The 21,571-nt window shown below is 62.4% G+C and carries 30 protein-coding genes; 6 read left to right on the top strand and 24 right to left on the bottom strand.

The window, feature by feature from the left end:
* Positions 1-3 precede the first annotated feature (3 nt).
* The 24 genes from VRZ08_RS01095 to VRZ08_RS00980 form a co-directional block, all read right to left on the bottom strand.
* Positions 4-873, bottom strand: a complete 870-nt coding sequence (locus VRZ08_RS01095) for a tail fiber domain-containing protein (protein ID WP_414531306.1) — start codon at positions 871-873, stop codon at positions 4-6.
* Positions 873-1,274 carry a hypothetical protein gene (locus tag VRZ08_RS01090; protein ID WP_414531305.1) on the bottom strand — a complete coding sequence of 134 codons (402 nt, stop codon included), beginning with the start codon at positions 1,272-1,274 and terminating at the stop codon, positions 873-875. The genes VRZ08_RS01095 and VRZ08_RS01090 overlap by 1 nt, the downstream gene beginning before the upstream one ends.
* Positions 1,267-1,581: a hypothetical protein gene (locus tag VRZ08_RS01085; RefSeq protein WP_414531304.1), complete on the bottom strand. Its 315-nt coding sequence runs from the start codon at positions 1,579-1,581 to the stop codon at positions 1,267-1,269. The genes VRZ08_RS01090 and VRZ08_RS01085 overlap by 8 nt, the downstream gene beginning before the upstream one ends.
* Positions 1,578-3,056, bottom strand: coding sequence for a hypothetical protein (locus VRZ08_RS01080; protein WP_414531303.1), 1,479 nt, complete (start codon positions 3,054-3,056; stop codon positions 1,578-1,580). Before VRZ08_RS01080 ends, VRZ08_RS01085 begins: the two co-directional genes overlap by 4 nt.
* Entirely contained in the window at positions 3,056-3,694 is a 639-nt protein-coding gene (locus tag VRZ08_RS01075) for a hypothetical protein (RefSeq protein ID WP_414531302.1), read from the bottom strand. The genes VRZ08_RS01080 and VRZ08_RS01075 overlap by 1 nt, the downstream gene beginning before the upstream one ends.
* A gap of 104 nt (positions 3,695-3,798) precedes the next feature.
* The gene (locus VRZ08_RS01070) at positions 3,799-4,200 is read right to left on the bottom strand and encodes a hypothetical protein (protein ID WP_414531301.1); all 402 of its coding nucleotides are present in this window, start codon (positions 4,198-4,200) and stop codon (positions 3,799-3,801) included.
* Between the two features lie 73 nt (positions 4,201-4,273).
* Complete coding sequence (locus tag VRZ08_RS01065) at positions 4,274-5,341, bottom strand: N4-gp56 family major capsid protein (protein WP_414531300.1); 1,068 nt, start codon at positions 5,339-5,341, stop codon at positions 4,274-4,276.
* A 178-nt stretch (positions 5,342-5,519) separates the two neighbouring features.
* Positions 5,520-6,488: a hypothetical protein gene (locus VRZ08_RS01060; protein WP_414531299.1), complete on the bottom strand. Its 969-nt coding sequence runs from the start codon at positions 6,486-6,488 to the stop codon at positions 5,520-5,522.
* Positions 6,489-6,565: 77 nt separating this feature from the next.
* A complete protein-coding gene (locus tag VRZ08_RS01055) occupies positions 6,566-7,342 on the bottom strand; it encodes a hypothetical protein (protein WP_414531298.1) in 777 nt (258 codons plus the stop codon).
* Positions 7,343-8,410, bottom strand: a complete 1,068-nt coding sequence (locus VRZ08_RS01050; RefSeq protein ID WP_414531297.1) for a hypothetical protein — start codon at positions 8,408-8,410, stop codon at positions 7,343-7,345.
* Positions 8,411-8,416: 6 nt separating this feature from the next.
* The gene (locus tag VRZ08_RS01045; RefSeq protein WP_414531296.1) at positions 8,417-8,836 is read right to left on the bottom strand and encodes a hypothetical protein; all 420 of its coding nucleotides are present in this window, start codon (positions 8,834-8,836) and stop codon (positions 8,417-8,419) included.
* A gap of 3 nt (positions 8,837-8,839) precedes the next feature.
* A complete protein-coding gene (locus VRZ08_RS01040; RefSeq protein ID WP_414531295.1) occupies positions 8,840-11,041 on the bottom strand; it encodes a hypothetical protein in 2,202 nt (733 codons plus the stop codon).
* A complete protein-coding gene (locus VRZ08_RS01035) occupies positions 11,038-11,277 on the bottom strand; it encodes a hypothetical protein (protein ID WP_414531294.1) in 240 nt (79 codons plus the stop codon). Before VRZ08_RS01035 ends, VRZ08_RS01040 begins: the two co-directional genes overlap by 4 nt.
* 3 nt (positions 11,278-11,280) lie before the next feature.
* Positions 11,281-11,901 carry a hypothetical protein gene (locus VRZ08_RS01030; protein WP_414531293.1) on the bottom strand — a complete coding sequence of 207 codons (621 nt, stop codon included), beginning with the start codon at positions 11,899-11,901 and terminating at the stop codon, positions 11,281-11,283.
* Positions 11,898-13,202, bottom strand: coding sequence for a PBSX family phage terminase large subunit (locus VRZ08_RS01025; RefSeq protein ID WP_414531292.1), 1,305 nt, complete (start codon positions 13,200-13,202; stop codon positions 11,898-11,900). The genes VRZ08_RS01030 and VRZ08_RS01025 overlap by 4 nt, the downstream gene beginning before the upstream one ends.
* Positions 13,203-13,218: 16 nt before the next feature.
* Positions 13,219-13,662: a terminase small subunit gene (locus VRZ08_RS01020; protein ID WP_414531291.1), complete on the bottom strand. Its 444-nt coding sequence runs from the start codon at positions 13,660-13,662 to the stop codon at positions 13,219-13,221.
* Positions 13,663-13,728: 66 nt separating this feature from the next.
* On the bottom strand, positions 13,729-13,896 hold the full coding sequence (locus VRZ08_RS01015; RefSeq protein WP_414531290.1) for a hypothetical protein: 168 nt from the start codon (positions 13,894-13,896) through the stop codon (positions 13,729-13,731).
* Between the two features lie 2 nt (positions 13,897-13,898).
* Positions 13,899-14,378 (bottom strand): hypothetical protein, encoded by a 480-nt coding sequence (locus VRZ08_RS01010; RefSeq protein WP_414531289.1) that lies wholly within the window; start codon positions 14,376-14,378, stop codon positions 13,899-13,901.
* Positions 14,379-14,825: 447 nt separating this feature from the next.
* Entirely contained in the window at positions 14,826-15,767 is a 942-nt protein-coding gene (locus VRZ08_RS01005; protein ID WP_414531288.1) for a hypothetical protein, read from the bottom strand.
* 36 nt (positions 15,768-15,803) lie between these two features.
* Positions 15,804-16,004 carry a hypothetical protein gene (locus VRZ08_RS01000; RefSeq protein ID WP_414531287.1) on the bottom strand — a complete coding sequence of 67 codons (201 nt, stop codon included), beginning with the start codon at positions 16,002-16,004 and terminating at the stop codon, positions 15,804-15,806.
* Entirely contained in the window at positions 16,001-16,147 is a 147-nt protein-coding gene (locus tag VRZ08_RS00995; RefSeq protein WP_414531286.1) for a hypothetical protein, read from the bottom strand. Before VRZ08_RS00995 ends, VRZ08_RS01000 begins: the two co-directional genes overlap by 4 nt.
* Complete coding sequence (locus tag VRZ08_RS00990) at positions 16,144-17,208, bottom strand: helix-turn-helix domain-containing protein (protein ID WP_414531285.1); 1,065 nt, start codon at positions 17,206-17,208, stop codon at positions 16,144-16,146. The genes VRZ08_RS00995 and VRZ08_RS00990 overlap by 4 nt, the downstream gene beginning before the upstream one ends.
* A gap of 557 nt (positions 17,209-17,765) precedes the next feature.
* Positions 17,766-18,140, bottom strand: a complete 375-nt coding sequence (locus VRZ08_RS00985; RefSeq protein WP_414531284.1) for a hypothetical protein — start codon at positions 18,138-18,140, stop codon at positions 17,766-17,768.
* Positions 18,137-18,367 (bottom strand): YdaS family helix-turn-helix protein, encoded by a 231-nt coding sequence (locus tag VRZ08_RS00980; RefSeq protein ID WP_414531283.1) that lies wholly within the window; start codon positions 18,365-18,367, stop codon positions 18,137-18,139. Before VRZ08_RS00980 ends, VRZ08_RS00985 begins: the two co-directional genes overlap by 4 nt.
* On the opposite strand from VRZ08_RS00980, the gene VRZ08_RS00975 reads away from it, so the two are divergent.
* From VRZ08_RS00975 to VRZ08_RS00950, 6 genes are all read left to right on the top strand, one after another.
* Complete coding sequence (locus VRZ08_RS00975; RefSeq protein ID WP_414531282.1) at positions 18,366-19,163, top strand: XRE family transcriptional regulator; 798 nt, start codon at positions 18,366-18,368, stop codon at positions 19,161-19,163. The genes VRZ08_RS00980 and VRZ08_RS00975 overlap by 2 nt on opposite strands.
* Before the next feature lie 245 nt (positions 19,164-19,408).
* A complete protein-coding gene (locus tag VRZ08_RS00970; protein WP_414531281.1) occupies positions 19,409-19,708 on the top strand; it encodes a hypothetical protein in 300 nt (99 codons plus the stop codon).
* A 97-nt stretch (positions 19,709-19,805) separates the two neighbouring features.
* Positions 19,806-20,018, top strand: a complete 213-nt coding sequence (locus tag VRZ08_RS00965) for a hypothetical protein (protein WP_414531280.1) — start codon at positions 19,806-19,808, stop codon at positions 20,016-20,018.
* Positions 20,019-20,232: 214 nt separating this feature from the next.
* Complete coding sequence (locus VRZ08_RS00960; protein ID WP_414531279.1) at positions 20,233-20,535, top strand: DUF6525 family protein; 303 nt, start codon at positions 20,233-20,235, stop codon at positions 20,533-20,535.
* Positions 20,532-20,783, top strand: coding sequence for a hypothetical protein (locus VRZ08_RS00955; protein WP_414531278.1), 252 nt, complete (start codon positions 20,532-20,534; stop codon positions 20,781-20,783). Before VRZ08_RS00960 ends, VRZ08_RS00955 begins: the two co-directional genes overlap by 4 nt.
* Complete coding sequence (locus tag VRZ08_RS00950; protein ID WP_414531277.1) at positions 20,783-21,571, top strand: ERF family protein; 789 nt, start codon at positions 20,783-20,785, stop codon at positions 21,569-21,571. The genes VRZ08_RS00955 and VRZ08_RS00950 overlap by 1 nt, the downstream gene beginning before the upstream one ends.

Below are 21,571 nucleotides of genomic sequence, written 5' to 3'. Positions count from 1 at the left end.
CGATCAGCTCCCGAACGAAATCGGCGTCTTCGGCCACAGCGACGAAAACCCGTTGGCAAGCAGCGCAAATTGTTGGGCACCGCTCATCTGGTTCTCTGTGTCCGATTGCGCGTTTGTGGTGCCGAACTGCGCCGCGACCGGCGACACGGCGCCGAGCAGCGTGGTCAATTGCGATGCCGGGATATTGAACCGCTGCGCCATCGCGTTGATTGCTGCCGTTGGCGCCGCGTTCTCCGCCTGCAAACCTGCCGACACGGCGCCGATGCCGTTCGTGAAGTTGCTGTTGGCCGCAGCCTGCGTGCCGTTAAGAAGCCCATAGGTCGTATTTCCAGCGTTGTAGACCGTGCCAGCGGCGTTCAACGCATTGGTGGTGTCGGTGTTGTACTGTGCTGCAATCACCGGCGCCTGTGCCTGCGCAACGCCCCGAGCGACCGCCTGCGCATTGCCCGGTGACCCATCGCGCCCAGCCGCCGCCCACGCGCTGTTGATGTTGTTCGAGATGTCGGCGCCCATGGTATCGAGCTGCTTTTGCAGCGCCGTATTGTTTCCGATGTTCGCGCCCGTCGCGGTCTGACCGATGATGCCGCCGCTCAGCATTCCCAGGTTCGACTTGATCGCCGCGTCATTTGACTGCGCACCTCCGCCGTTCAGCAGCCCAAGCGTTCCGGAGCTAATCTGCGGGTTATAGTTCGGCTGGTTGTTCGAGTTGCTGATGACCTTGTCGAGGACCGCAGACATATCGGGCGACAACGTTCCGGCCGATCCGGACAGATTGTTGATGCCGTTCAAAAGCCCGTTCATCGCCCCGGAGGCCGGAGCGTAGGGCGTCAACGACGATGATTGCGTAGTGCTGCTAGAGCTCTTGCCACCCATTACAGAACCCTTTCCATCACGACGGCCGAGACGCGGTAGTTGTCCAGCACGGCCGCCCAGCCGCGCCGGCCGAAAAAGCGCACCACCGCGGCACCCTGCTGCCGCGCGAAACACTCGATCGCCGGCAAGAGATCGAGCCAGCGCGACCGATCGCGGCCACCGACCGCAGTGATCAAGCACACCAGATGCTTGTCGGTTCGCTGCAACACCGTAACGGCCGCGGCCTCGATCTCGGACCCGCGGGTTGCAAGCCACAGATCGCCGTCGCCGCGCAGAACGTCGTGCTCAAGATCAGCCGTGTGGCTCAAGTCATTCTTCAGGTACGCAGCGCGCAGCCGATCGGCTACGAGCAGCCACACCTCAGCTTTCAGTTTCGACGGTACGCGGACGAGATCAGCCAAGGGCCACCCAATAGAACGTGCGATCTGCCAGCGCATTGTTGGCGTGCGCTATCGTGAATTGCTGTTTGCCGACTGCGGCGACGTAGCAGCCGCCCGCCGCAAGTTCGGCCGCCGCGTGCGCGCTGGCCGGGAACATCAGGACGGAGCACTGCGCGGCGCAGTTGTCAGCTTTCACCACCGTGGATGCGGCGCCGGGCGAAAGCGTCACCTTGCCGGCCGCATTTGAACGGCCGTTCAAAACCGCCTGGATCGCCAGCGCGAATTTCGCCAGATCCTTTTCGGACGTTGAGACGCTGTAGCCACTCATCGCCGCCCCGTCGGTTTGTAGCTTTCCGGCTCAATGCCGTTGATGAACGTCCAAGACTGCCCAGCGGGAATACGGCACTTGATCCGCGCATACCGGGTATCGAGCAGCATGTTGCAGATGCCAGAAACCGGGTGCATCGCGCTTTCCGCAGTCGCCACCGGCACCTGTTGGAGATTTTCGCGCCGAAGTGCAGAGGCATAGATCGCGGGCGCGTCGGAGACAGGCCGAATTCCGCGCTTCTCGCTCACCCGCCGGCCATCCGTACCAAGCTCAGAGGTTTGCAAGGTCGCCTCAAGGTTCGGGCCGCGGAAGAACGCCATGCAATGCGCGGCGTCGAACGCGGATAGCTCCGGGACGATTGCGCCCTGAAAGCTGTCTAATGATTGCGTCATTGCGTCCAGGTTTGGAAATAGCGCGCCCAGCGCTTCAAGCGTAATACCCGGTTGAGAGATCTGTGACAGATATTCCCCCGAGAACCGCGCCGGTGTGAACCTGTCTAGCGCCGGGTCATAGATCAGTGCCTTATCGAACTGATTGGCAACGCCGTCGACTGATTTGTAAACCCAAATCACGCGCGATGAGCGCGGATCAGTTCGACCGATGAACATCTGCGGCGCAGACGCGTCGAAGTCTGTGAAGAACGTTCGATCTACCCGCTCGCGCCCGATCGCAACCGGGGTGCCGCCGGGGTCGATCCGATGAAATCCCTTGAGCGAATAGAAATAGACGGTTGCGCCAGAGCGCACCAAGCTCAGCGGCCCATAGATCCCGAGTTCTTCGGCGATCTTCTCAATCTGAAATACGCGCGGGTCACCCGGAAGGTAGATCATCCGCCGGATGATGGTGTCTTGCAGAATGACGCCGGTTTCGCCCCCGGCAACGCCGCGGCAAAACCCGCCGTCGGGGAAGTCCTGGTAATCGCTCGAATTGATTCCGGGCGTCCACGAATTCGGACCATTCACATCGTTGAGCCCCGACCATTGCGCCCGGTTCGGGTTCGTCAACAGGCCGGTGAGCACCACAAAGCGGCCGACGACGCCCGCATATCGCGCCTGCGGCGGATTGCCGGCCAGATCGGCGAACGCAGACGCCGTAGCAATGTCGAACACCTGCGGAACGACGTTCGCTTGCACCGCGATAACGAGATTGTTGAACTGGATGAAGCCCCATTGATCCTGCTGCGGGATCGCGGGGTAAGGTACGCCGGCCTTTGACACCTTCGCCCATGTGTAAGCGGTGTTGTCGAGCCTATAGAGGTCCGTTGCGGTCGCAGCGAACACCACCACCGAGCCGTCGGACTTATAGGCGGCGAATCCTCCCCGCGCCTGCTCGCCGAGCGAGGCCGAGATTGCCGCAAGCGATGGGAATGGCCCGTATCCGTCGCCGCGTGGGACAACGTTCATGATGCCGCGTTGCGTCGCAGCCTCATAATCGGACACGTCGGGCCGGTATTCTCCGAATTGGATCAGAGGCATCAGAAATCACGCCCGCAGGTTCGCAGCGTCGGCGAGAGCCGGCGGGAGGTTTCAGCGTCGAGTTTCCCACGGTGCGCCGGGATCTGAGCTTGCATCCGCGCGGCGCCCTCGTCGTCTTCAAGGACGTTGGCGTAAAGCAACATCTTCGCATGCGCGCGAATAAGCTGCTCGGCTTCGTCGAGCCAAGGGTTGCTATCCGTCAGCACCGCCAGCGCCGGAAACCGGAAATGCATATGCGGGCGGATCGTGTATGCCGCGTTGGGCGTCGGCCAGAGCAGAATTTGGCCGTCAATGACGGTGTAGTTGGTGGGGCGGCCCGGCGCGCTGTTGATTCCGCTGATCAGCCATTCAGCCTCATCCGCGCCAACCCAACCCAGCTCGTTGCCCGTCGTGCTGTCACGAAGGAACAGCAGATCAAACTGGATCGCGCCAGGGATCTCGGCGAGATCATCGGCGCCATAGGCCTGCCTGCCTGCAACGGTCAGAAACGTCTTGGTCCTTGTGTAGTTGAACCAGAAGCGATCGTGCGCGTAGTGGTCAATTGCGTCGAGGATTGCGCTTTGCGCGGGGCCGGCGAGATCGCTTCGCGTCAGATCCTCCGCGATCCGATCCAGCATCGTTTGCAGCGTCTTTGCCATTGGTCACCGGCGGCGGATCAGGAGGGGTTGAAGCTGCGGACGGCGGCTGATCGCTCAGAACAGCAGCCGCCCACGCGAAGTGAAGCCAAGTGCCGAGCACCGGCTTAGAGGTCGTTGTCGCAGACGTACTTGATGATGACGATCGCCTTACCAGCGGTCGCCGCGGTGCCGGTCTGTGAGTAGGTCGCATAGACCTGTTTCGGCGCAGCCAGCGGCCCGAGCGCGGCGCCGGTCGGCTTGACGTTCTGCGTCAGCCCGGCGGTGCCCTCGGTCACATCGGCTGCCGCCACGATGTTGTCGGGCGCATCGCCGACGGTTCCGACGGTCAGAACGTTGGTGGTGCCGCCGTTGAACGGTGTCACAACGGCAACGTCGCTGCCGATGATCACCGCGCCGTCCGGGAGCCATTGCTTGTTGACGCCGCCGGCAATTCCGGGATCGTTGAAGTTCACGGTGAAGCGCAGATAGCCAACCTGCTGCGTCGAATTCTTGCGGCCCTGAGCCATTCGAAGCCCTTTCTAAGAACGTTGGAGCGAAGAAGAATCCGGCGGCGCCGAGGATCAGCACCGCCGTTGCGCCTTAGTGGGCGACCGCGTACGTGGTCGCGACCAGGGCGCCGAAGTCCTGGCCGTTGAAGGCCGACTTCTTGATGCCCCACACGGTTTGCGCCGAAACGCCGAGTTCGCGTTCGTAGTCGAACAGCTCCTCCACCCACTTGAAGTGGGAGCCCTTGGCGTACTCCTTGCCGAAGCCGACGAGACCGGCCTGTGCGCCGCACATAACCGCGCGCCGGGTATTCGGCTGGACGGCACCGGCGTTGGAAATGCCGTTCGGCAGACGCACCCATTCGTGCAGCACGACGTCGTTGTACTCGCCGAGCGCACCGGTATAGATCGGTGACTTATCGCCGACGCCGCCGGCAAGCGCGGCCTTCTGAATGTCGAGCCACTGGCCGGCGCTCGTGTTGGTGCGCATGTCCGTCACCTGGAACGGGTGCAGGAACATGACGTACTTTTTCTTGCCGCCGACCATGAACGGACGGATCAGCGGCGAAGCGAGCTTCGCGCGCTCGACCATCGCGTCGATGCACTTGAGATCGAAGATCGCCGTATTGTCGCCGTTGATCGTGGCGTCGTCGGTCGCACCGCCCTTGCGCCAGAAATTGGTCGGCGCCGTGATCGCATTGTTGCCGGTGTAGCGCGGATCGACGACCAGCGTATTGCCGGCGAGGTGGTTCGCCATGCAGGTGTCAAAGCGATTGGCGAACCAATCGGTCAGACCTTCCTTGCCCTCACTTCGCAGGCTGAACGGCACGCGCTGCGCGTCGATCGAGCCCTTGTTCTTCACGCGCACGGCGTGCATCAGCTCGTTGATGGTCAGCTTGTCGCTGTAGGTCGAAAGGCTTTCTTCGTTGCCATTCTGGGTCTGGCCTTCCGTGGTGCCGTCGCCGGAGAGCTGGACGCGGAGGCCGACGGTCACCTGATCGCCGGCGTTCTGATCCAGCTCGGTCTTGACCTGGATCATGTTATTCGAGCCCTCGCCCATGAACTTCCCGAAGAAGGTCGGCTTGAGGGCTTCCGCATTGAGCTTCTTCGCCCAAAGCTTGTTGGAAAGCGGGTTGTTAACCCCGTAGCTGGTCACGGTCATATCGCGCCCCGATTGACGTTGGATTCGGTGTGATGGATTGCGCGCGTGACGCCGCGTGCGAGCGCATCACCGAATTTGTTCGCCTTCGGAGCGGGCTAGGCGGATAACGGACCGCCGGCCGAAACACGCAATTGAGGTTTGCGCGGCACCTTTGCTCCCTGGGGTGGAGCGAAGCGGACTAGCCGCCCATCAGCCGGCGAGCCTTCGCCGGGTTCTTCTCGCACCACGCCTCGAATTCATCCATCGGCATGGACACGAGACGTTCGGCGGTCATGTCGTCGCCACCAAGGCCGCCGCCGGCGCCATTGAGGCTTTTGTTCGCGGCCTGCCCGCGCTCGATCGCTTCGAGACGTTCGGCCCCGCTGGGAGCCGCCGCCCCTTTGCCCGGCTCATCCGCCTTCTTCGGTGCATAGCCGCGCTGCTTTGCGAGCGCGTAGATCAATTCCGCCGGGCTCTTGCCCTTCGACATTGCCATTTGCGCGATGGCGATTTCATCGGCTTGGAGCGCCTGCCCCAATTCCACGCCCTCGTAGCCGATCGCCTGCAACTCGGCCGCCCGCGAACCTAGCAGATGGTTATAAGCGTCCATGTAGTCGGGCGAGGTTTGCACAAACCGCGCAGCGTCTGCCTTGTAGTTATTCACGAAATTTGCGTGATCGTCCGCTGCCTTTTTCGCGGCGGCATCGCTCTCTAGGCGCTTCGTGATCGCCGCGACGGCGCCGAAGATGTCTTCTTCCGGGTTCGGCACCGCTCCTGCGTCGGGCGCACCGTCAGCGCCATGCGCCCAGGCGCCGGGCTGATCGCCGCCCTTGAGCCGATCGAGGACCGAGAACTTGCCCTTGAACTCGGCGAGCTGCCGTTCCGCCTCGCGCAGCTTGGCGTCGAGATCCCGTCGCCGGGTCCGTTCTTCATGCAATGCTGACAGGGGCACGGTTTTTCCGGCCGCGTCGCCGCCCTTGCCCTCGCCGCCATCCGTCGCGCCGTCGGCGCCGAGCTCGCCAACCTCACCAGCACCGGAGCTGGCATCCGGATTGCCTTCGCCAACGCTTCCGTCATCGCCGGGGATCGTGCTCTCACCACCCGTCGCGAAGAATTTTTCCTCTTCCGCCGAAAGCCCCGCGCCAAAACCATTTTCGCCGTCCATCATTCAGTCACCCTTTCGCCGATACGGTCGGCAACCGATTTGCGCGGACCGCCGCGCGCGTTCCCCCGGTGATTCCGAGGTCAGGAGGCGAGCAAGAGAACTGCTTCCTCGTCTCGCCGCTTTCGTGACGCCATAGCCGCGGCCGCGGCCGCTTCCGTGCGTTGTTTCTGGACCACCGCTGCATCGACCGCTGGAGCAGAAGGACCCACGCTGGGGCGCGCCAGGGGCCGAAACGTCGGCGTCGTCCGGCGATCGACCGGGGGCGGAATGGTCCGCGTGATTTTGGTGAGCTGTTTCGCCCGCGCGATATCAAGCAGCAGGTGGCCGATGCCGCCCTGCTGAACGTCGTAATCAAATCCGGAGCGGGAAAGCTCCGCATCGAAGAATGTCAGCGAAAAGCGCCCGCTGTCCGACACCCGGGAGAGTTGCGCCGGGGCCGCGTATCCTGTGAGCGTGAACGCGCCAGGTGCACCAGTCATCACGACTGTTTGCGGCACGGCATATCCGGTCAGCGCGAACGAACCGGATTGTAGGTTTTGGATTCCAGTTGCGCTTTCTGGATAGCCCGAGATCGAGAACGTTCCAGTTTGCGGCGCCTCCGCAATTTGGAACGTCGCCGACATTCCTGACAGCGCATATGAGCCAGAGGAAAACGCGGCGCTGGCCGTGAAACTGGCAGAATATCCGGTGATAGCGAAGGCACCCGACGCCGGCGCGGTGCGGAGCGTGAACGACCCCGCCGCGCCGGTGAGCGCGAAATATCCCGTATCCGCCGATAGCGTAGTGGTGGTCGCACCGTTCTGGCGGATCTGCCCGACGGCGAGACGCCCGACTGCATCGAACCCAAGAAGTGACATTTAAACCCGCCCCCGCGTGTCGATCCATCCTTTTGTGTTGACCGTCACTGTGCCGGCACCAGGACCACCGCCGCGGATGCGAACCCGACGCGAGGTATCCGTTCGGATCGAATAGGAAATGACCGGATACACATTCGTACTAGTTCCGATTAGGTCAACATTTCCGGTTGTAATCGCGCCGTCGGTGATGTCCGGAGAGCTTGCGCCAACGTAAATATATGAGCCAGATCCATAGGTGGCGCTCATCGAAAAAAGAGCATTCACCTGGATGCCAGACGGCACTGAGAGCGGATATAGCGTCCCTGACGTCGTCACCAGCGCCGCGCCGTTCACGTCCGCAACACCAACGTCGAGCAAGAACTCATCACCGCGCTGAATGAATTTGACCCATTGGCTTGAAGCGTTCGTGATCAGCGATCCGATACGGCGCGAAATCGAATAGGCCGTCGGAATGTTGGCGCCGAGCGCCGGCGCTGCGGCCGAGAGGGACAGCGCAATATCAACCACACCTGTATCCGGCCTTTTGATCTGGAAAACGTGATAGGTGGTATTTGCCGCGATCGACCCGGTATCGAGCGCGCCGTTTCCAGATCCAACCGACCACCCGGCAGTGGTCTTGCTGATAGCCGACGCCAGCACCATCAAATCCGAATTGGTGCTATCCGTCGCCTCTCCTGCCGCCACGCTGAAGGTTGTGGAGAGTCCTGCGGTCGATAGCGTCAGGCCGAACAGATGCCCAGCCGGGCGCGCGATCAGATCCTCTTTCAGAGCCACAAGCGCGACTTGCGGCGCCGCCGAGAAATTGATCTTTGCCGTGGTGCCGGCCGAGTTGAAAAGCACATTGGCGCGCGTGATGACGCCGGTCGAGCTGTTATAGACGCCGGTGCCGATTTCCCACTGGCTGAGATCGACGCTTTCGGCCCGGTAGCTGTACTGCGCACCGTTGACCATATTCGCCGCGGTCGGGCTTTGATATCCCGTCACGGCGCTGGAATAGGTCCAGTCGGCAGTTCCTCCGGCCGAGGGATTGAACCGGACGCAATCGGCAATCGTGGAAGGGACGCCCATTCGCGTTTACTGGAAGTTGATCAGGCCGTTAACCTGATCAAGATTTTCGAGGAAGTTGTTGCCGTTGGTGACGATCACCGGAGCGCCATAGTCATACCAGCCGATCAGGTTTCCGGCCGCCGTCGTCTGATTGTAGATGATCGAATACTGAAACGTAGCGATCGAGCCACCGGCCGCGGTCCACTGCACCGGCGAGAGGATCAGCTTGTAGAGCCCGGCGGTTTGACCCGAGGAGACCCGGTTCGCAATCACGCCGCCGGCGGCGTATCCATTGCCAGCAGCAATCTCGACGATGTCTGCTTTGACCTTGTTGGTACGGACCGGAGCCACGTTACTCAACATGACATATATATTATCCGCGCCAAGGTTGTGAACCTTGTGCATCGCGTCCTGACCGAATTGATCAAATTTGTTGAATGCCGCCATCTCTTACCCCTGTTGCATGGGCGCAATGCCCACGATGTCGCCCTGCTCGTTTCGGATGAGCTGTTTCGGCGTGTTCATCGCCGCTGCCAGCGTATTCATGTCGCGGCGCATCTCCGCCAAGAACGACATGATCAGCGCCGCTTGACCGCCGTCCTGGCCCTGCATCTGGACAGGCTGACCATCTGGCCCGGTCCCGATGAATGGCGTCGTCAGACCGTCCATCACAGCCTTGTGCCTTGCGTGCTCCATATCGGCGTCGCGCTTGGCCGCTGCCTCTTGGCGGATGCCATCAACGCGGGCCGCGGTGAGCGCCTTGTGCGCGTCGATGTCTGCCTGCTGCTTGGCTTGGACGAACTGTAGTTCGGCGTCGCGCTTCTGCTGCTCGGGATCTCCGCCCTGCTGCGCCTGCTGGATGCTGTCCGAAATGTCCTTCTGCGCCGAGGTAGGAAGCGGCGAGTATTTGAGCAGCGCAAGCCACGTCGCCGGCGGGAGCATCTTTCCGATCACCGGGAGGATCTGTTGCAGCATCGCCCATGTGTATTCCTTCTGATTGGCAGAAGTCGGCGCCTCATCAACGATGACGTCATAGCCCTGCGCGGTATCGTCGGCGTAGGCAGACCGCACCAACTGGACATATTTCGCATTTTCCGGCCCCTGGATCTTCACCAGCCGCCCGTCGGACAGATAGTTCTCGATCAGGTACAGCAGAACGCGGCCCTGCTCTTTCCGATAGCGCCGGAGCCCGTCGAATAGGGGCTGCATCAGCGTCATGACGGCTTGCTTGCGCTGGAGATCGAGCGCCGCCGCCTGTCCGGAGCCGGTCTGCATCCCGACCGCTTCCAGGTTGATTCCTGACACCCTCCCCATCGCGCCGAACGCGAATTGCATCAGCTCGAAAGAGCCCTGCGGGAATTGAGCCGACGGCTTCGCCATCATCTTGGGGTTTTGCCCCAGCGCGCCGGGCTTGAGGAACGTCACCTGATCCTGTTTCGCCCAGCTTTCCGCGCCGGCGTCGTCGTCGTCGAAGAACTGGCCCCGCTCGACGGCAATGCCGCCCTTCGCAGTGCTGTTCATGATGTGCATCGTCTGCATCAGCCACTTGTTGGCCCAGCGAGACGGGTCTTTCATCGCCCGCACGACGCCGAAGAACGTGTTGCGGTTGCGATCGCGCTTGCCGGTCATGCATTGGAAGGAAAAACGCCCCCTCACCGGTGCGTCACCGATTTCGAGCAGCACATTGCCGAGGTACGCTTGCCGATAGACCTTGCGGGTTTGCTTCACGGCCTTTGGCGTCGGGGCGCCGGCGATCTTCATTTTCTTGCCGAGATCGCGGTACTCCTCCTCATCCAGCGTCAGGATATTCTGGCCGGTTTGGTCGAAGGGATCGAGCACCAGCCAGCAGGGAACACGCTCGATCCATTGCGCGCGGACGAGCGTCACGCATTCGTCGTCGGCGTCGCGCTCGCCGCCGGGCTCCTTGTCATAGTGGCGGCCGTCGTTTTCGTGCGGCGTGCCATCGGCGTCGCGATCATCGACCCAGGAAGCGTTGTAGTCCTCATCCTCGAACGGGTTTTCCGGATCTCCGGGACACAAGGCGCGCGCCTCGTCCAGCGTGATATTCCGGCGTATCTGGAATTGCCGGCGCCGATCGATAAGGTTGCGCTTCTTCGCCGAGCTGTCCCACACCATTTCGAGCGGATCGACGCGCTCAATCTTTGGATCGCCTTGCGGGTTGTCCTCATAGTCGAGCCGGGTTTCCGTCCACCCCATGCCACAGACGACAAGATCGCGGAAGGCGTCGCTTTCCTCATCCTCCGCGTCGCACTGATCGCGGAACCACATCGCCGCCGACGTCAGAAGCTCGTTCTTCTTCACGTCGCCTGCGTTGCGCGGGATGAACTGGACTTCCTGCCGGTTGGCGACCTCTTGCCCGGCCACGCTGTCAACGTAGGTTCCGACCTGGTTAAAGATCACCACCGGTCGCCGCAGGTCTTGCAGCACCTGTTTGTCTTCCGCAGTCAGTTGCTCGCCCGCCTCGAAATCGAAATCTTCGCGGGCCTCGCGACGCCAGCGGGTTTGCCCCTCGCTGTCATAGTCGCGCTTGAACCAGCCCTTGAGCTTGCGGAACAGCGCGTCGGCATCGCCGACCTTGCGCGCAGCCGAACCCGATCCACTCGCCTCGTTGTCCTGGTCAATGTCGATCATAGGCCGCACCCGTTGAACGCATGGGCGTTTGACGGGAATGGAACAGTCGGCGAAGTGATCGCCGCGCGCTCATCTGGCGCGAGCCGCGCGCGGATGAAATCCAGCGCTTCGCCGATCGACGTACAGGCGAACAACGACGCGCAGTAATCGCCGGTCCTCTGGTGAGCTTCGGTGATGATGAACCCGCCGTGCGGCATCGTTTCGATCCGCAGCGGGATATGCTTTGCGTCGATCATCCGTCAGCTCTCCAGGTTTGCGGCGTGTTGCGTCACTGTGACGTCACAGGTGACGGCGTCCGCACCGTCACCGTCGAGAAATTCGAGCGTCACCACGCCATCGCGGCGGCCGACCAGCCGATACGCGCGGCCGACCTCACCGAGCCCGAGGAAGCGGAACACGTCGAACTCATAGCGGACGCCGCAAATCTCGACCGTCCCGGCCTCGCGATCGACCGTCACCGCCATGTCGTCGGCGATCGGCTTGCGCTTATTCCAGGGCTGGAAGCGACGCAGGCTCGCCACCGACGGCCAAGAGCCATCGAAGGTCAGCGCGCGATCATCGATCGAGACGAGCGCCGGAGGCTTTTCCAGCGGCCATTCGATCAGCTCGAACACGTCGAGCGCGTCGCGGCCAAATTCCTCGAGCAATCCGCGCCAGACATAGACGCGCATCGCCGCGAGGCCGCCCGGCTGCGACGTCCGGCTTGAGAAGACGGCGACGCGGAAATGCTCTTGCGCCTGCTTCATGAAACGCCACGCGCCCGGCACCGGTGGATCAGGGATTACATCGGCGCCCTGCCATCCGCTCATGTAGCTGTGCAGCACGCCGTCGAAATCGAGACACAGAACAGGCTTACTCATGCCGCCATCCACGATCCGCCGCCGCCTGAGTTGCGCCGCCCGCTGTACGGTTGCCGCGGCGGCGGCGCCCCGTTGGGTTGGTCATAGTGGATTGCCATCAGGCCGAAGCCGTCGGAGCCGTGAGAACTCCAATCATGGTTCGGGCCGAGGCCGATGTTGCGATCATCGTTCGATCGCTTTTCGTGGTACCAGCCGAGCGCGTCGCGCCCCGCTTCCGTCGTTTCGGCGTTGAACCAGATCCGCGGGAAGTGCCGGCGGGCCGTCTCGATCCGCGCGGCGGCGGCGCCGGCGCCCTGGTTCGGAATCACGATCACATCGAACCCGGCTTCGCGCAGCGCGCTCTCGTAGGACGTGGCGCGCACCTTGTCGGTCTGCGCACCGTCGTGCGGCAGAACGACCAGCGCCTTGCCCCAGCCGCGTTCCCGCATCCACGCAACGTGCGTCGCGAGCGGCTGGCCCTGCGCCTCGTAGTAGTCGAGGACGTTGATCCGCTGGCCGACGAATTGAACAATCCAGATAGCCGCGGCGTCTGCCTTAGCGCCGGCACCGCCGATATCGAAATAGGCGCGCACCTGCATGAGCGGGTCGATGGGGACGAATGTAATCCGCCCCTGCTCTTTCGCCTGCGTCAGGGCCTTCGCGTAATAGGCGCCGGCCACCACGGAGCGATATTCGCCCTCCCACACCCAGCCGTATTGGTCGGGCCGATTCGCCTTGTCGTCGAGCCGCGTCCGGTTCAGGATCTCCGGGAAGTAGGGATTATCCCGCCAATTCAACTCAACGATTTTCGCGCCCGCTGGCGGGTTTTCACGAAAGCGCTTGTTGGTCGCGCTCGCCTTCCGATCCGGATTCCAGGTCAGCCAGATTTCCGACCCTTCTTCGCGCACGGTCGGGATTGTGATGTTCCAGGCTTCATCGGAGACCGGCTCCGCCTCATCGACCCACAGCAGCCGAATGCGCGCTTTCGACTTAATGCTGTCCAGATTGTGCCGCAATCCGACGAAAACGAAGCTGATACGCCTACATTTCGTCCGAATGTACGTGTCGCCGACGTCGTAACGCTCTGCGAGCCACGGCGTCGAGAGGATCGCCGCTTTCACCTCCGCGAACGAGCTGTCAGCGAGCGAGTTCATGAACTCACGGCCGCAGACAATCACGCCATCCATGCCGGCCTGCGCGAAGTCGATACCGCGCACAGCCGACATCTTGGCGAACGTGCGGGTTTTCGCCGAGCCGCGGCCACCATAGGCGCCGCGGTACATCGCCTCGCCCTCGAATACTGGGACGAGCTTCGGAGGCATCAGGATTTGAGGGCAGCTAGCCATCGGCGCGGTTCGCCGGATGATTTGGAGGGAATGGCGCTGCGACCATCTCGACCCGCTTAATCGTCTCGGTCTTCAACGGCCCGCCGTCCGGCCCGCTGTACTCCGACCGGTCGGCCAAGCCGAGATCGCGCGCGATGATTGCCGGGTTGAGCAGTTCGGCCGAGGCGCCCTCAAACTTCTGCGTCCTGATCACGTCATCGACGCGCGCACAGATGTCAACAAAACCATCCCGCGAGCGATATTCCGACCACGCCTGACGCGAGATATCCAAGAAGATGCAGAGCCCTGAGATGGTCATGGCCCGCATCTTGGGAAGCTCGATCGTCTGCGGACCGTCCTTAGAGCCGAACGCCTTGGTTTCGAGCAGAGGATTGTCCTCTACCCAGGCGAAATACTCGCAGCAGGCCATCCAGAGTTCATTCGGGACCTCGAACACGGGCTTTCGACCGTGCGAGCTTCTGGCTTCCCAAAACCTGTTGCCGAGAGGAGCAGCCATAGCGGATCAGCGCACCTGACCGGGCTTGCCCGTCCGAGCGCGATTGCGCTTCCTCGTTCCGAGGGTGAGGAAAACGACCAAGAGGAACACGGCCAGCGCCACCGCGGCCGAAATCGCCACGCCAACCAGCACCGCCCCGAGCTTCAACATGAAGCCAGCCCACAGCCACGACACGGTCAGCCCTCCAGGTCGTTGGTGTACTGGCCGATGAGCGCCAGGAATTCGTCGCCCTCGGCGTGCACCTTGTCGGCGAGCCGTCCGAGCGCCTGGACGCCCTGCAGTTGCTTGGCGAAGCCCTCGCGCATCTTGTCCATGTGCGCGGCCGTGAGATCTTCCAACGTGCGCCTGTGGCCTTCCATCAACTCGCGAAGCGACTGACCGGCCGCGCCGGCTCCAGTAACGGACATTGCACCCCCTTGAGGTTGGATACCGGCAGCAGCCGGCTTGTCAGGGATCAGAGCGACCGGCGGCAGCTTGATTGCCGCGCGAATGGCCGCCTCAACTTCTGCGTCAGAAGCGCCGTTCGACACCGACGCGGAATAGGACAAGCTCCCTGCGCCCCAGCGCAGCAGGATTCGGCCGCCGTCGATGTTCATGGTCAGACTGGAAATGCCGGGAACATCAGCGAGCCGCGTTTTAAGATCAGCAATCGACATGCGCCCCCGCGAAGCTGGTTTGCGGCTCTCTCTCCGCCCGTCACGCCGCTCTTAGGCCGCTACCCTGTACGTGGCGGGTTTCGTGGGCCACCGCTGACGTTTCGCGGATTTGTGCCGGCGCATTGCCCCGCCGGCTGGGCCTACTAACCGGATCGTCCCGCGCGTCCCGTCATGTGCGGCTTCTCGCGCAGTCCCCGGCATTCGCCAGAAATTCGGCATCACCCCTTTACGAACGAGGCCCGGCACAGCGGCGTGAACGCTGCACCGGGCCTCGCCGAGCCCCCACCCCAGGAAGTACGCAACCACACACCAGATCGGCCATCCGGCTTTGCAGAGCGCCGCGGCGCCGATCAGGTGCGATCATCAATCCGCAATTCGCCGCTGCGCCGCAACTACTAACCGAGCGCGGCGCAGTGGAGAGGGTGAATAACAACTACGCAACACGAACTAGGCCGCCTCACCGGGCCGCGAGCGCGACCCATCCGGAGCGATGCCGTATTTCGCCAGCAGTTCAGCCGGGATCGTGCAACCGAGGCTCCCCGGCTCAGGACAAGGCGCGTGGCGCGACCACACGCCGAACCGCGCGAATTGCGCGAGCGCCTGTTCGACCGTCATTCCGCCGCCGTCGATCGCCTGCAGCGCCGCAACCGCAGCGTGATCCGACCAGCGCTGTTGGTTGAGCCAGGTCTGTGCCTGCGGAATGAACCGCGTCCCGATGTTGCCGCGCGCCGTTTCATCGCTGGCGAGCTTGCGCGCCGCGTCGATAAGCGTCTGAGGATCGAGACCGGTCCTTACAAGAGCCTCGAATTTCGTTTCCGCCGGCTTGCGCGGGTTTGGACCGTCGCGCCGCGGGTACGCCTTCCAGAACTCATCGAACCGAGAAGGCGCCCGCGCCGGGCGATCCGACGCGATCGACCGAGAATCTTTCTTCTCTGTCTCTGCTTCTGTTCTGTTCTGCACCGTCTCGGTGACGTCACGGTTTCCGTCACCTGTGACGTCACATCGGACGTCACCCGAAACGTCACTGGTGACGTCACTTGCAACGTCACCGCCGGAAGCTTTCGAGGCTCGTTGCTTGTCACGGTGACGGCGCATCCGCTCGGCCGAACTGTCGGACTGGTATTGCCTCTCGCCCCAATTGTGCGGGATCAGGGCGCCGCCCTCGCCGCGATCGAGGAGCCCAGCGGCGAGCAGGGACGAGAGAATTGCAGCCGCCTCGCCTTCTCCCATCCGCAGAGCGAAAGCCACATCACCGGCCTCCGGAACGACGCCGCCGCCCTTCGACGCGACGCACAGCACGGCGACCCAATGCCAGCGTAACGCTGGCTCAAGCCGCATCACCTTCGGATCATTGATCACGTCGTCATACATTCGAAACCAACGGCTCACGCAGCCACCTTCCGCGGCTTGCCCCGCGGCCCCTGTCTAAATCTCAGTTGTACGCAAGCACTCCGGCGACCATGCCGCCGGGCAGATTTCGAGCCGGTCCAATTCGGCAGCCAGGATCTCGACCGCGCGCACGCGCGACACGACGCAAGCCACTACGACCTCGCGGCCGGACTGTGCCAGCAGCTTGAATTCATCGAATCCGGAACGTGTCACCGACACCTGCACCGTTGGCGTCATTCGGCCGCCTCGATGAGCGCCGGCACGTCAGCCAAACCCGAAACCATTTCGATGCGCCGACCAAGCCAACGCGGTCGCCAGCCGAGCGGATGCCAAGCGACGGTTGCGGCCTCTATGCCGCTGCAAACCGAACCGTAGATCATTGCGCCGCCCGATCCCGCATCCTGGCCAGCCGGTTCGCCACGTCGCTTTCGCGCACAGGCTCAGAGATGGATAGCTTGCGGGCGATCTCGTAGGTATCGAGACCGCTTTTCCAGAGCGCCAGGATTGCGCCGTCACGAACGACGTCGCGATACCGTGATGCCTCGCAGAGTTCGAGCGTCACCAGTCGCATTACCCGCCCCCCGGATTTGATAAGATCGGTCAAGGACTGGATATCCGCAGCAAGCCGCGAACACTCGCCCAGCTGTATCGAGATGGCATCGACATAGCTCGGCACAGTTGCATAGTGCCGGCGCGCGCCGAACTTCTCCGAAATTGCGGAGTTACAGTAGTCCGTCAGCATTCGGCATAGATAGATCGCTACCGCTCTCGCGTGGCGCACGTGGCGTTCACGCCGCTTCCCGGTCAGATCATCGACGGTCAAATGATAGAAGCGCGCCACGACCCGCTGCACCCGCTCAATCGAAGGGTAAGCAACAGGCCGTGCATCCTCGTCGTTCTCATCGCCCCGTCTGACTTCCACGGGCAAGGCAGCGAGCTCGGCGATCTTCGCGCGGAGTTCGGCTATTGCCGCCGCCAACTTTCCTCCGTCCTTTTGCAGCTTCTCGACCTTGCGAACCGCGTACAGGATCGTTGTATGGTCGCGACCGCCGAAAAAACTACCGATGGCCGGCAAGCTCAAATGCGGGCACGTATCGCTAACGAGGTACATGGCGACATGGCGAGGAATGATCAACGTCGCGGCTCGCCGCGACCCGCGAAGCTCTCCAACCGTCGGACCGAAGTAGTTGGCAACGACGGAGACGATCTCGCGCGCATAGAGCGATCGAGGCTCAACCATGACGGCTTGTCGCGCCTCAGAAAGATTCACCCGCGCCGGACTAGCCAACGCGGGAAGCAAGGCAGCCGGCACCACTGCCGGCGCATCGATCGTCGGCGCCGCAGCGGCGACAGCCGGCGCGAGCGCCGCGGCTCTTGCCGCGATGCTCTCGTGAAACCGCTTTCGCCGTTCCGCCGCCTTGAGTTGAGTTTCAGTCAGCATCCCGCACGCCCCCACGTGCAGGATTTTGTTTAGGTGCCGGAGCAATCTCCGGCGCTAGACTGACCGCGCAGGAGGCTAACCACCCGCTCAAGTCTAGCAATTTCATCGCGATATAGATTCGCACCGTCCGCCGCATTAACCCCACCAATCAGGTTTTCGAAGTGTGATGCCAGCTCGGAAGCGCTCTTTTGCGCCCGAACGATTTGCGCGGCCCTGCGGACATCACGCGCGGCGTGATGCTCCGGATCAGTTATTTCCCCGTACCAGAGCGATTTGATCGCCCGATAAGAGACCGTCTCCCCTGTCGTCCCTAGTACCCGCTTGACCGCCCTGGGCACTCTGGAAAGCCAACTCTGCCGCGTGTCGCCCCACGTTCGAGGCCCTGCTAGTTCGGCTATTTCTTCACGCATGGTTCACGCCCCACCCGGAAAACTTTTCCAACATCTGGAATCCTCACGGCTCAAATTCTTCCCATGAGGAACGCACATAACGACAACGACCCCTTCACCTTCCGACCGATCGGCACGGTTGCAGCCGCGCTAATCGACCGCCTCGCATCACAGCAGAGCCAGAAACAGCCAGATGAAGAACGCGAACCCAACGGCGCAGAGAAGCAGCGCACCGAAGCAGAGCAGAAACAGCACCGCGAATACGTCCAACGCGGCTTGCAGCGGATCGCCGCGTTCGAGCGGCGAGCGCGCGGAGATTGACGCGCGCATGGCCGAGCTAATCCGCTCGTTCTGGACGCCGCACGCGAGCGACTTGAATGGGTGCGGTGGTTGATTGCCTTGTAGGGATGCAATGCCTTCGCGCCGTCCATCAACGGACGCGAACCCGACGGAAGCCCCAGGCAATCTTTCTGGAAACCGGCCCCACCGCTGGCCGACCGGATCACCCTCCGCCGGGTAGTCCGAATTTGGATGCGTCGTCACGCCGCGCTCTCGGAAGTAACCAGCCCCTCGAAAATCTCGGGGCAAAGCTGTTGGCGGGTGATGCGACGGTTCAGACCGCATTCGATGGCGAGCGCCATTCTCGGGCTCACTTTCCCGCACCGCTTCGCCTTGTTGATAGCGACCTGCGAATAGCCGCTCAGGGCGCCTAGCTTCGCCTCTGAACCCGCAAGGTCGATTGCTTGCTCGATCGGAGATTTCGTAATCATGCGCCAACTAGATAACATTTGTTATCGGAAGGCAAGCACTATTGTTATCGAGACGGTCGATAACCGCGGTTATATATTCTATGGCATGGAACCCGGTAACATCATCCGCCAAGCGAGAGAGCAAAAGGGCTGGTCCCAAAAGGATTTGGCGGACCGGGTCGGCATTTCTCAGCCGGCCATTCGGAAGATCGAGGGCGGCTCAACGGTCAAATCAAAGCACCTGCCGAAGATTGCGCAGGTGTTGGGCCTGGATCTGCAGCATCTCGACGAATCGCTTGATCAGCTCGGCGCCGCGGAGAGCCAGGCGGCGTTTTCGAGCGCGGGCGACGTGAACAACCACCGGCCGACATCGGGCATCCTTGAAATCGACGTGCGCGCCGGCATGGGCGGCGGCGGAAGCGTGGAGGGCCGCGAAGTCGTACATAACGGCCGCTACAGCGATCCGGTGAAAGAGGAAGCGTGGCACTTCCCGGCCCGATTCCTGCGCGAGGAATTGCGGGCTCCCGAGAGCCGCATTCAGATCCTTGAGACCCAGGGCGACAGCATGGCGCCTACGATTCTGTCCGGCGATCGGGTGATCATCGACACCGGACACCGCGTGCCCTCACCCGATGGAATCTATGCAATCCGCGACCAGTTCGGCACCATCGTTGTAAAGCGGTTGCAGGTGCTTCGCCGCGGCGAGCCGCCGACCATCCGGATCATCTCCGACAACAAGGCGCATGATAGCGAGGACGTCGGGGCCGACGAGATCCACATTGTCGGCCGCGTGCTTTGGGGCCTAAAGCGACTTTGAGAGGTCCCGCGGCGATGATGTCACGCGGCCGGATGACTCTTCTCTGCATGGCGCTAATCGCGCTCGTCGTCGCATTCTTGGAAATTTTCGGCCCGGTCCACCTCCGGCATTAGCTCCGCAATCGCATCAACTTAGCGGACGTTGACCGCGGCGGCGGTTATTGCCACGCCAACACCGATAACTTTTCTTATTGACAGTGTGATAACCTGCGTTATTGTTTCCCCATAACCCAGGGGAAACCGGACATGGCCTTACGCTCCTATTTCGTCGTCATGCGGGACTTCGGCGCGCTCGGACACGAGGCGATCGTTGATCCCAATCTTTCGCGCTCAGACGTCGTCCGCCTCATCTGCTCTGGCGAATACGACAACGTTGTTTTTGTCCATCACATCAACGCGGGGACTGCGTTCGATGTGACCGACGAACTGATGGCCGAAGCCTTCCGGCCGGAAGATCGCGACGCCGAGGACACCCCCTCTGCCCGGCGCGCAGCCGCCGAAGCCGACCGCGGTATGGACCGCCGCCGCGATCGTGAGGCGGCGTGATGTTCCGTTCCCGCACCGCTCTGGTTCTGTTCACCATCGCCGCCATCGCCCTTTGGCTCTGGCTCTCGATCCCCGCCATCGTTGGACTGGTTACGTCATGGGCAAGGTAATTCCTTTCGCCAACCCGCACGGTCGCACGATGCCGGCGGCCGATCCCTCGATGACCCGCGCGAAGGCGTTCGCGAATTACTACGGGGACGAGCGACGCCGTGGCGTCGATCCCGACACCGCCCACCGAAACGCAAGCAAGCTCATCATGGCCGATTTCGATCGCCTGATTTCCACCATCACCACCACCATGAAGGACTGACCGCCGTGCCTATCACTCCTCTTGATCTTGCGTGGGAAGCGATCAACGCGCTTGGCGGCGTGCCAAGCACCGAGGCAGAGGCTGATTACTGCCGGGCTATCAACGACGCATTGGATCAGATCGAAGCCCTCGGCGGCGAAGATCCGGCGCCGAAGCGGTCGAAAGCGTCCCATTGCGAACACTGCAACGGGACCAGGGCCATGGCGGTCGGAGCATGAGCAACGGCAACGCTGTTTCGGTACGCCGCTACGAGGCGCGGATGATGGACTATTTCGACCGTCTGCCGCGATCGGCGCGCGTCGCACTCGCATCCAGCCGGTTCAACTGGATCGTTGGTCACTACCTGCGCGCGTTCGAGCGGGGCCAGAGCGCGCGCGAGATCGTCGCACGCATCAAGCGAGCGGACCGCATCGAGAGCGCCAGGAGCCGCGCCGAAACGTGGGGCAGCGACTACCCGATCCTTCGCGGCGAATTGCGCCGCATTCCCGCAACCGAGAAGAAGGCCAGCCGCAAATGAACGCCCTCGATCCGCAGCTATCCCGCGCCCTCGCGATCGAGAATGCCCGAGCCACCCGCGCCGAATTGTACGCCGACTGGATCGCTCACGACTGCGACGGCCTCGCCGCCGCGCTGACGATGCCGACCGTGTTTCCAGGTTCGGCCGCCACCCTCACCGAAGCGCGCGCCCGCGTTGCGCTTGCGCTGCACCAACTCGATCGCGCCATCGAGCGCGAGAAGCAGGCCTACCAGGAGGACAACCACTAATGAACGCCCAAACCGAAACCGTCAGGCCGTTGCGCATGACCCGACGCGCCGCCGCGCCCGCGCCTGCTACGCCAGTCGGACACTCGCCGATGGACATCGTTGCGGCAGCGCTCTCGACCGGAAACGTTGAGATGTACCGCGAAGCCGTCGCGCTGATGAAGGAGATGGAGGCATTCGCCGCCCGCAAAGCGTTCAGCAATGCTCTTGCTGACGCGAAAGTCGATCTCCCGATCATCGAAAAGAACAGGCACGCCAGCTACGACAATAAGGCCGGAAGGCAGACCAATTATTGGCATGAAGATTTGGCCCAGGTTGTCGATACCGTTGTTCCGATCCTCGCGAAGCACGGTCTTTCACACCGCTGGAAACTCGCCGGCAGGCCGGGCGAGCCGGTGACCGTTACTTGCGTCATCTCGCACCGTGACGGTCATTGTGAGGAGAACAGCCTATCGGCCGACGCGGACACGTCCGACGGCAAGACCCCGATTCAAGGGGTCAAATCTACTACCTCGTACTTGGAGCGGATCACGCTCATGGCGTCGCTTGGCCTCGCGTCGCGCAAGGACGATGACGACGGCCGCGGCGGAGCCCAGGCAGAGCCGGCATACGTCCCGCCGGCCGGCTCAATCACTCCCGATCAAGCCGATTTCCTGCGCAGCGAGATCAAGGCGAAGGGCGCCAGCGAAATCGCGTTTCTCGCCGCCGTCAAGCGGAGGCGGATCGAGGACATTCCGGCGACGGACTACGCCGCCGCCGCCATGATCATTGCAAAGTTCAAGAAGGGTTGA

Origin of the sequence: Rhodopseudomonas sp. G2_2311, assembly GCF_047501505.1 — a bacterium.
Lineage (GTDB): Bacteria > Pseudomonadota > Alphaproteobacteria > Rhizobiales > Xanthobacteraceae > Rhodopseudomonas > Rhodopseudomonas palustris_H.
This window is presented reverse-complemented; position numbering and strand designations above follow the sequence as displayed.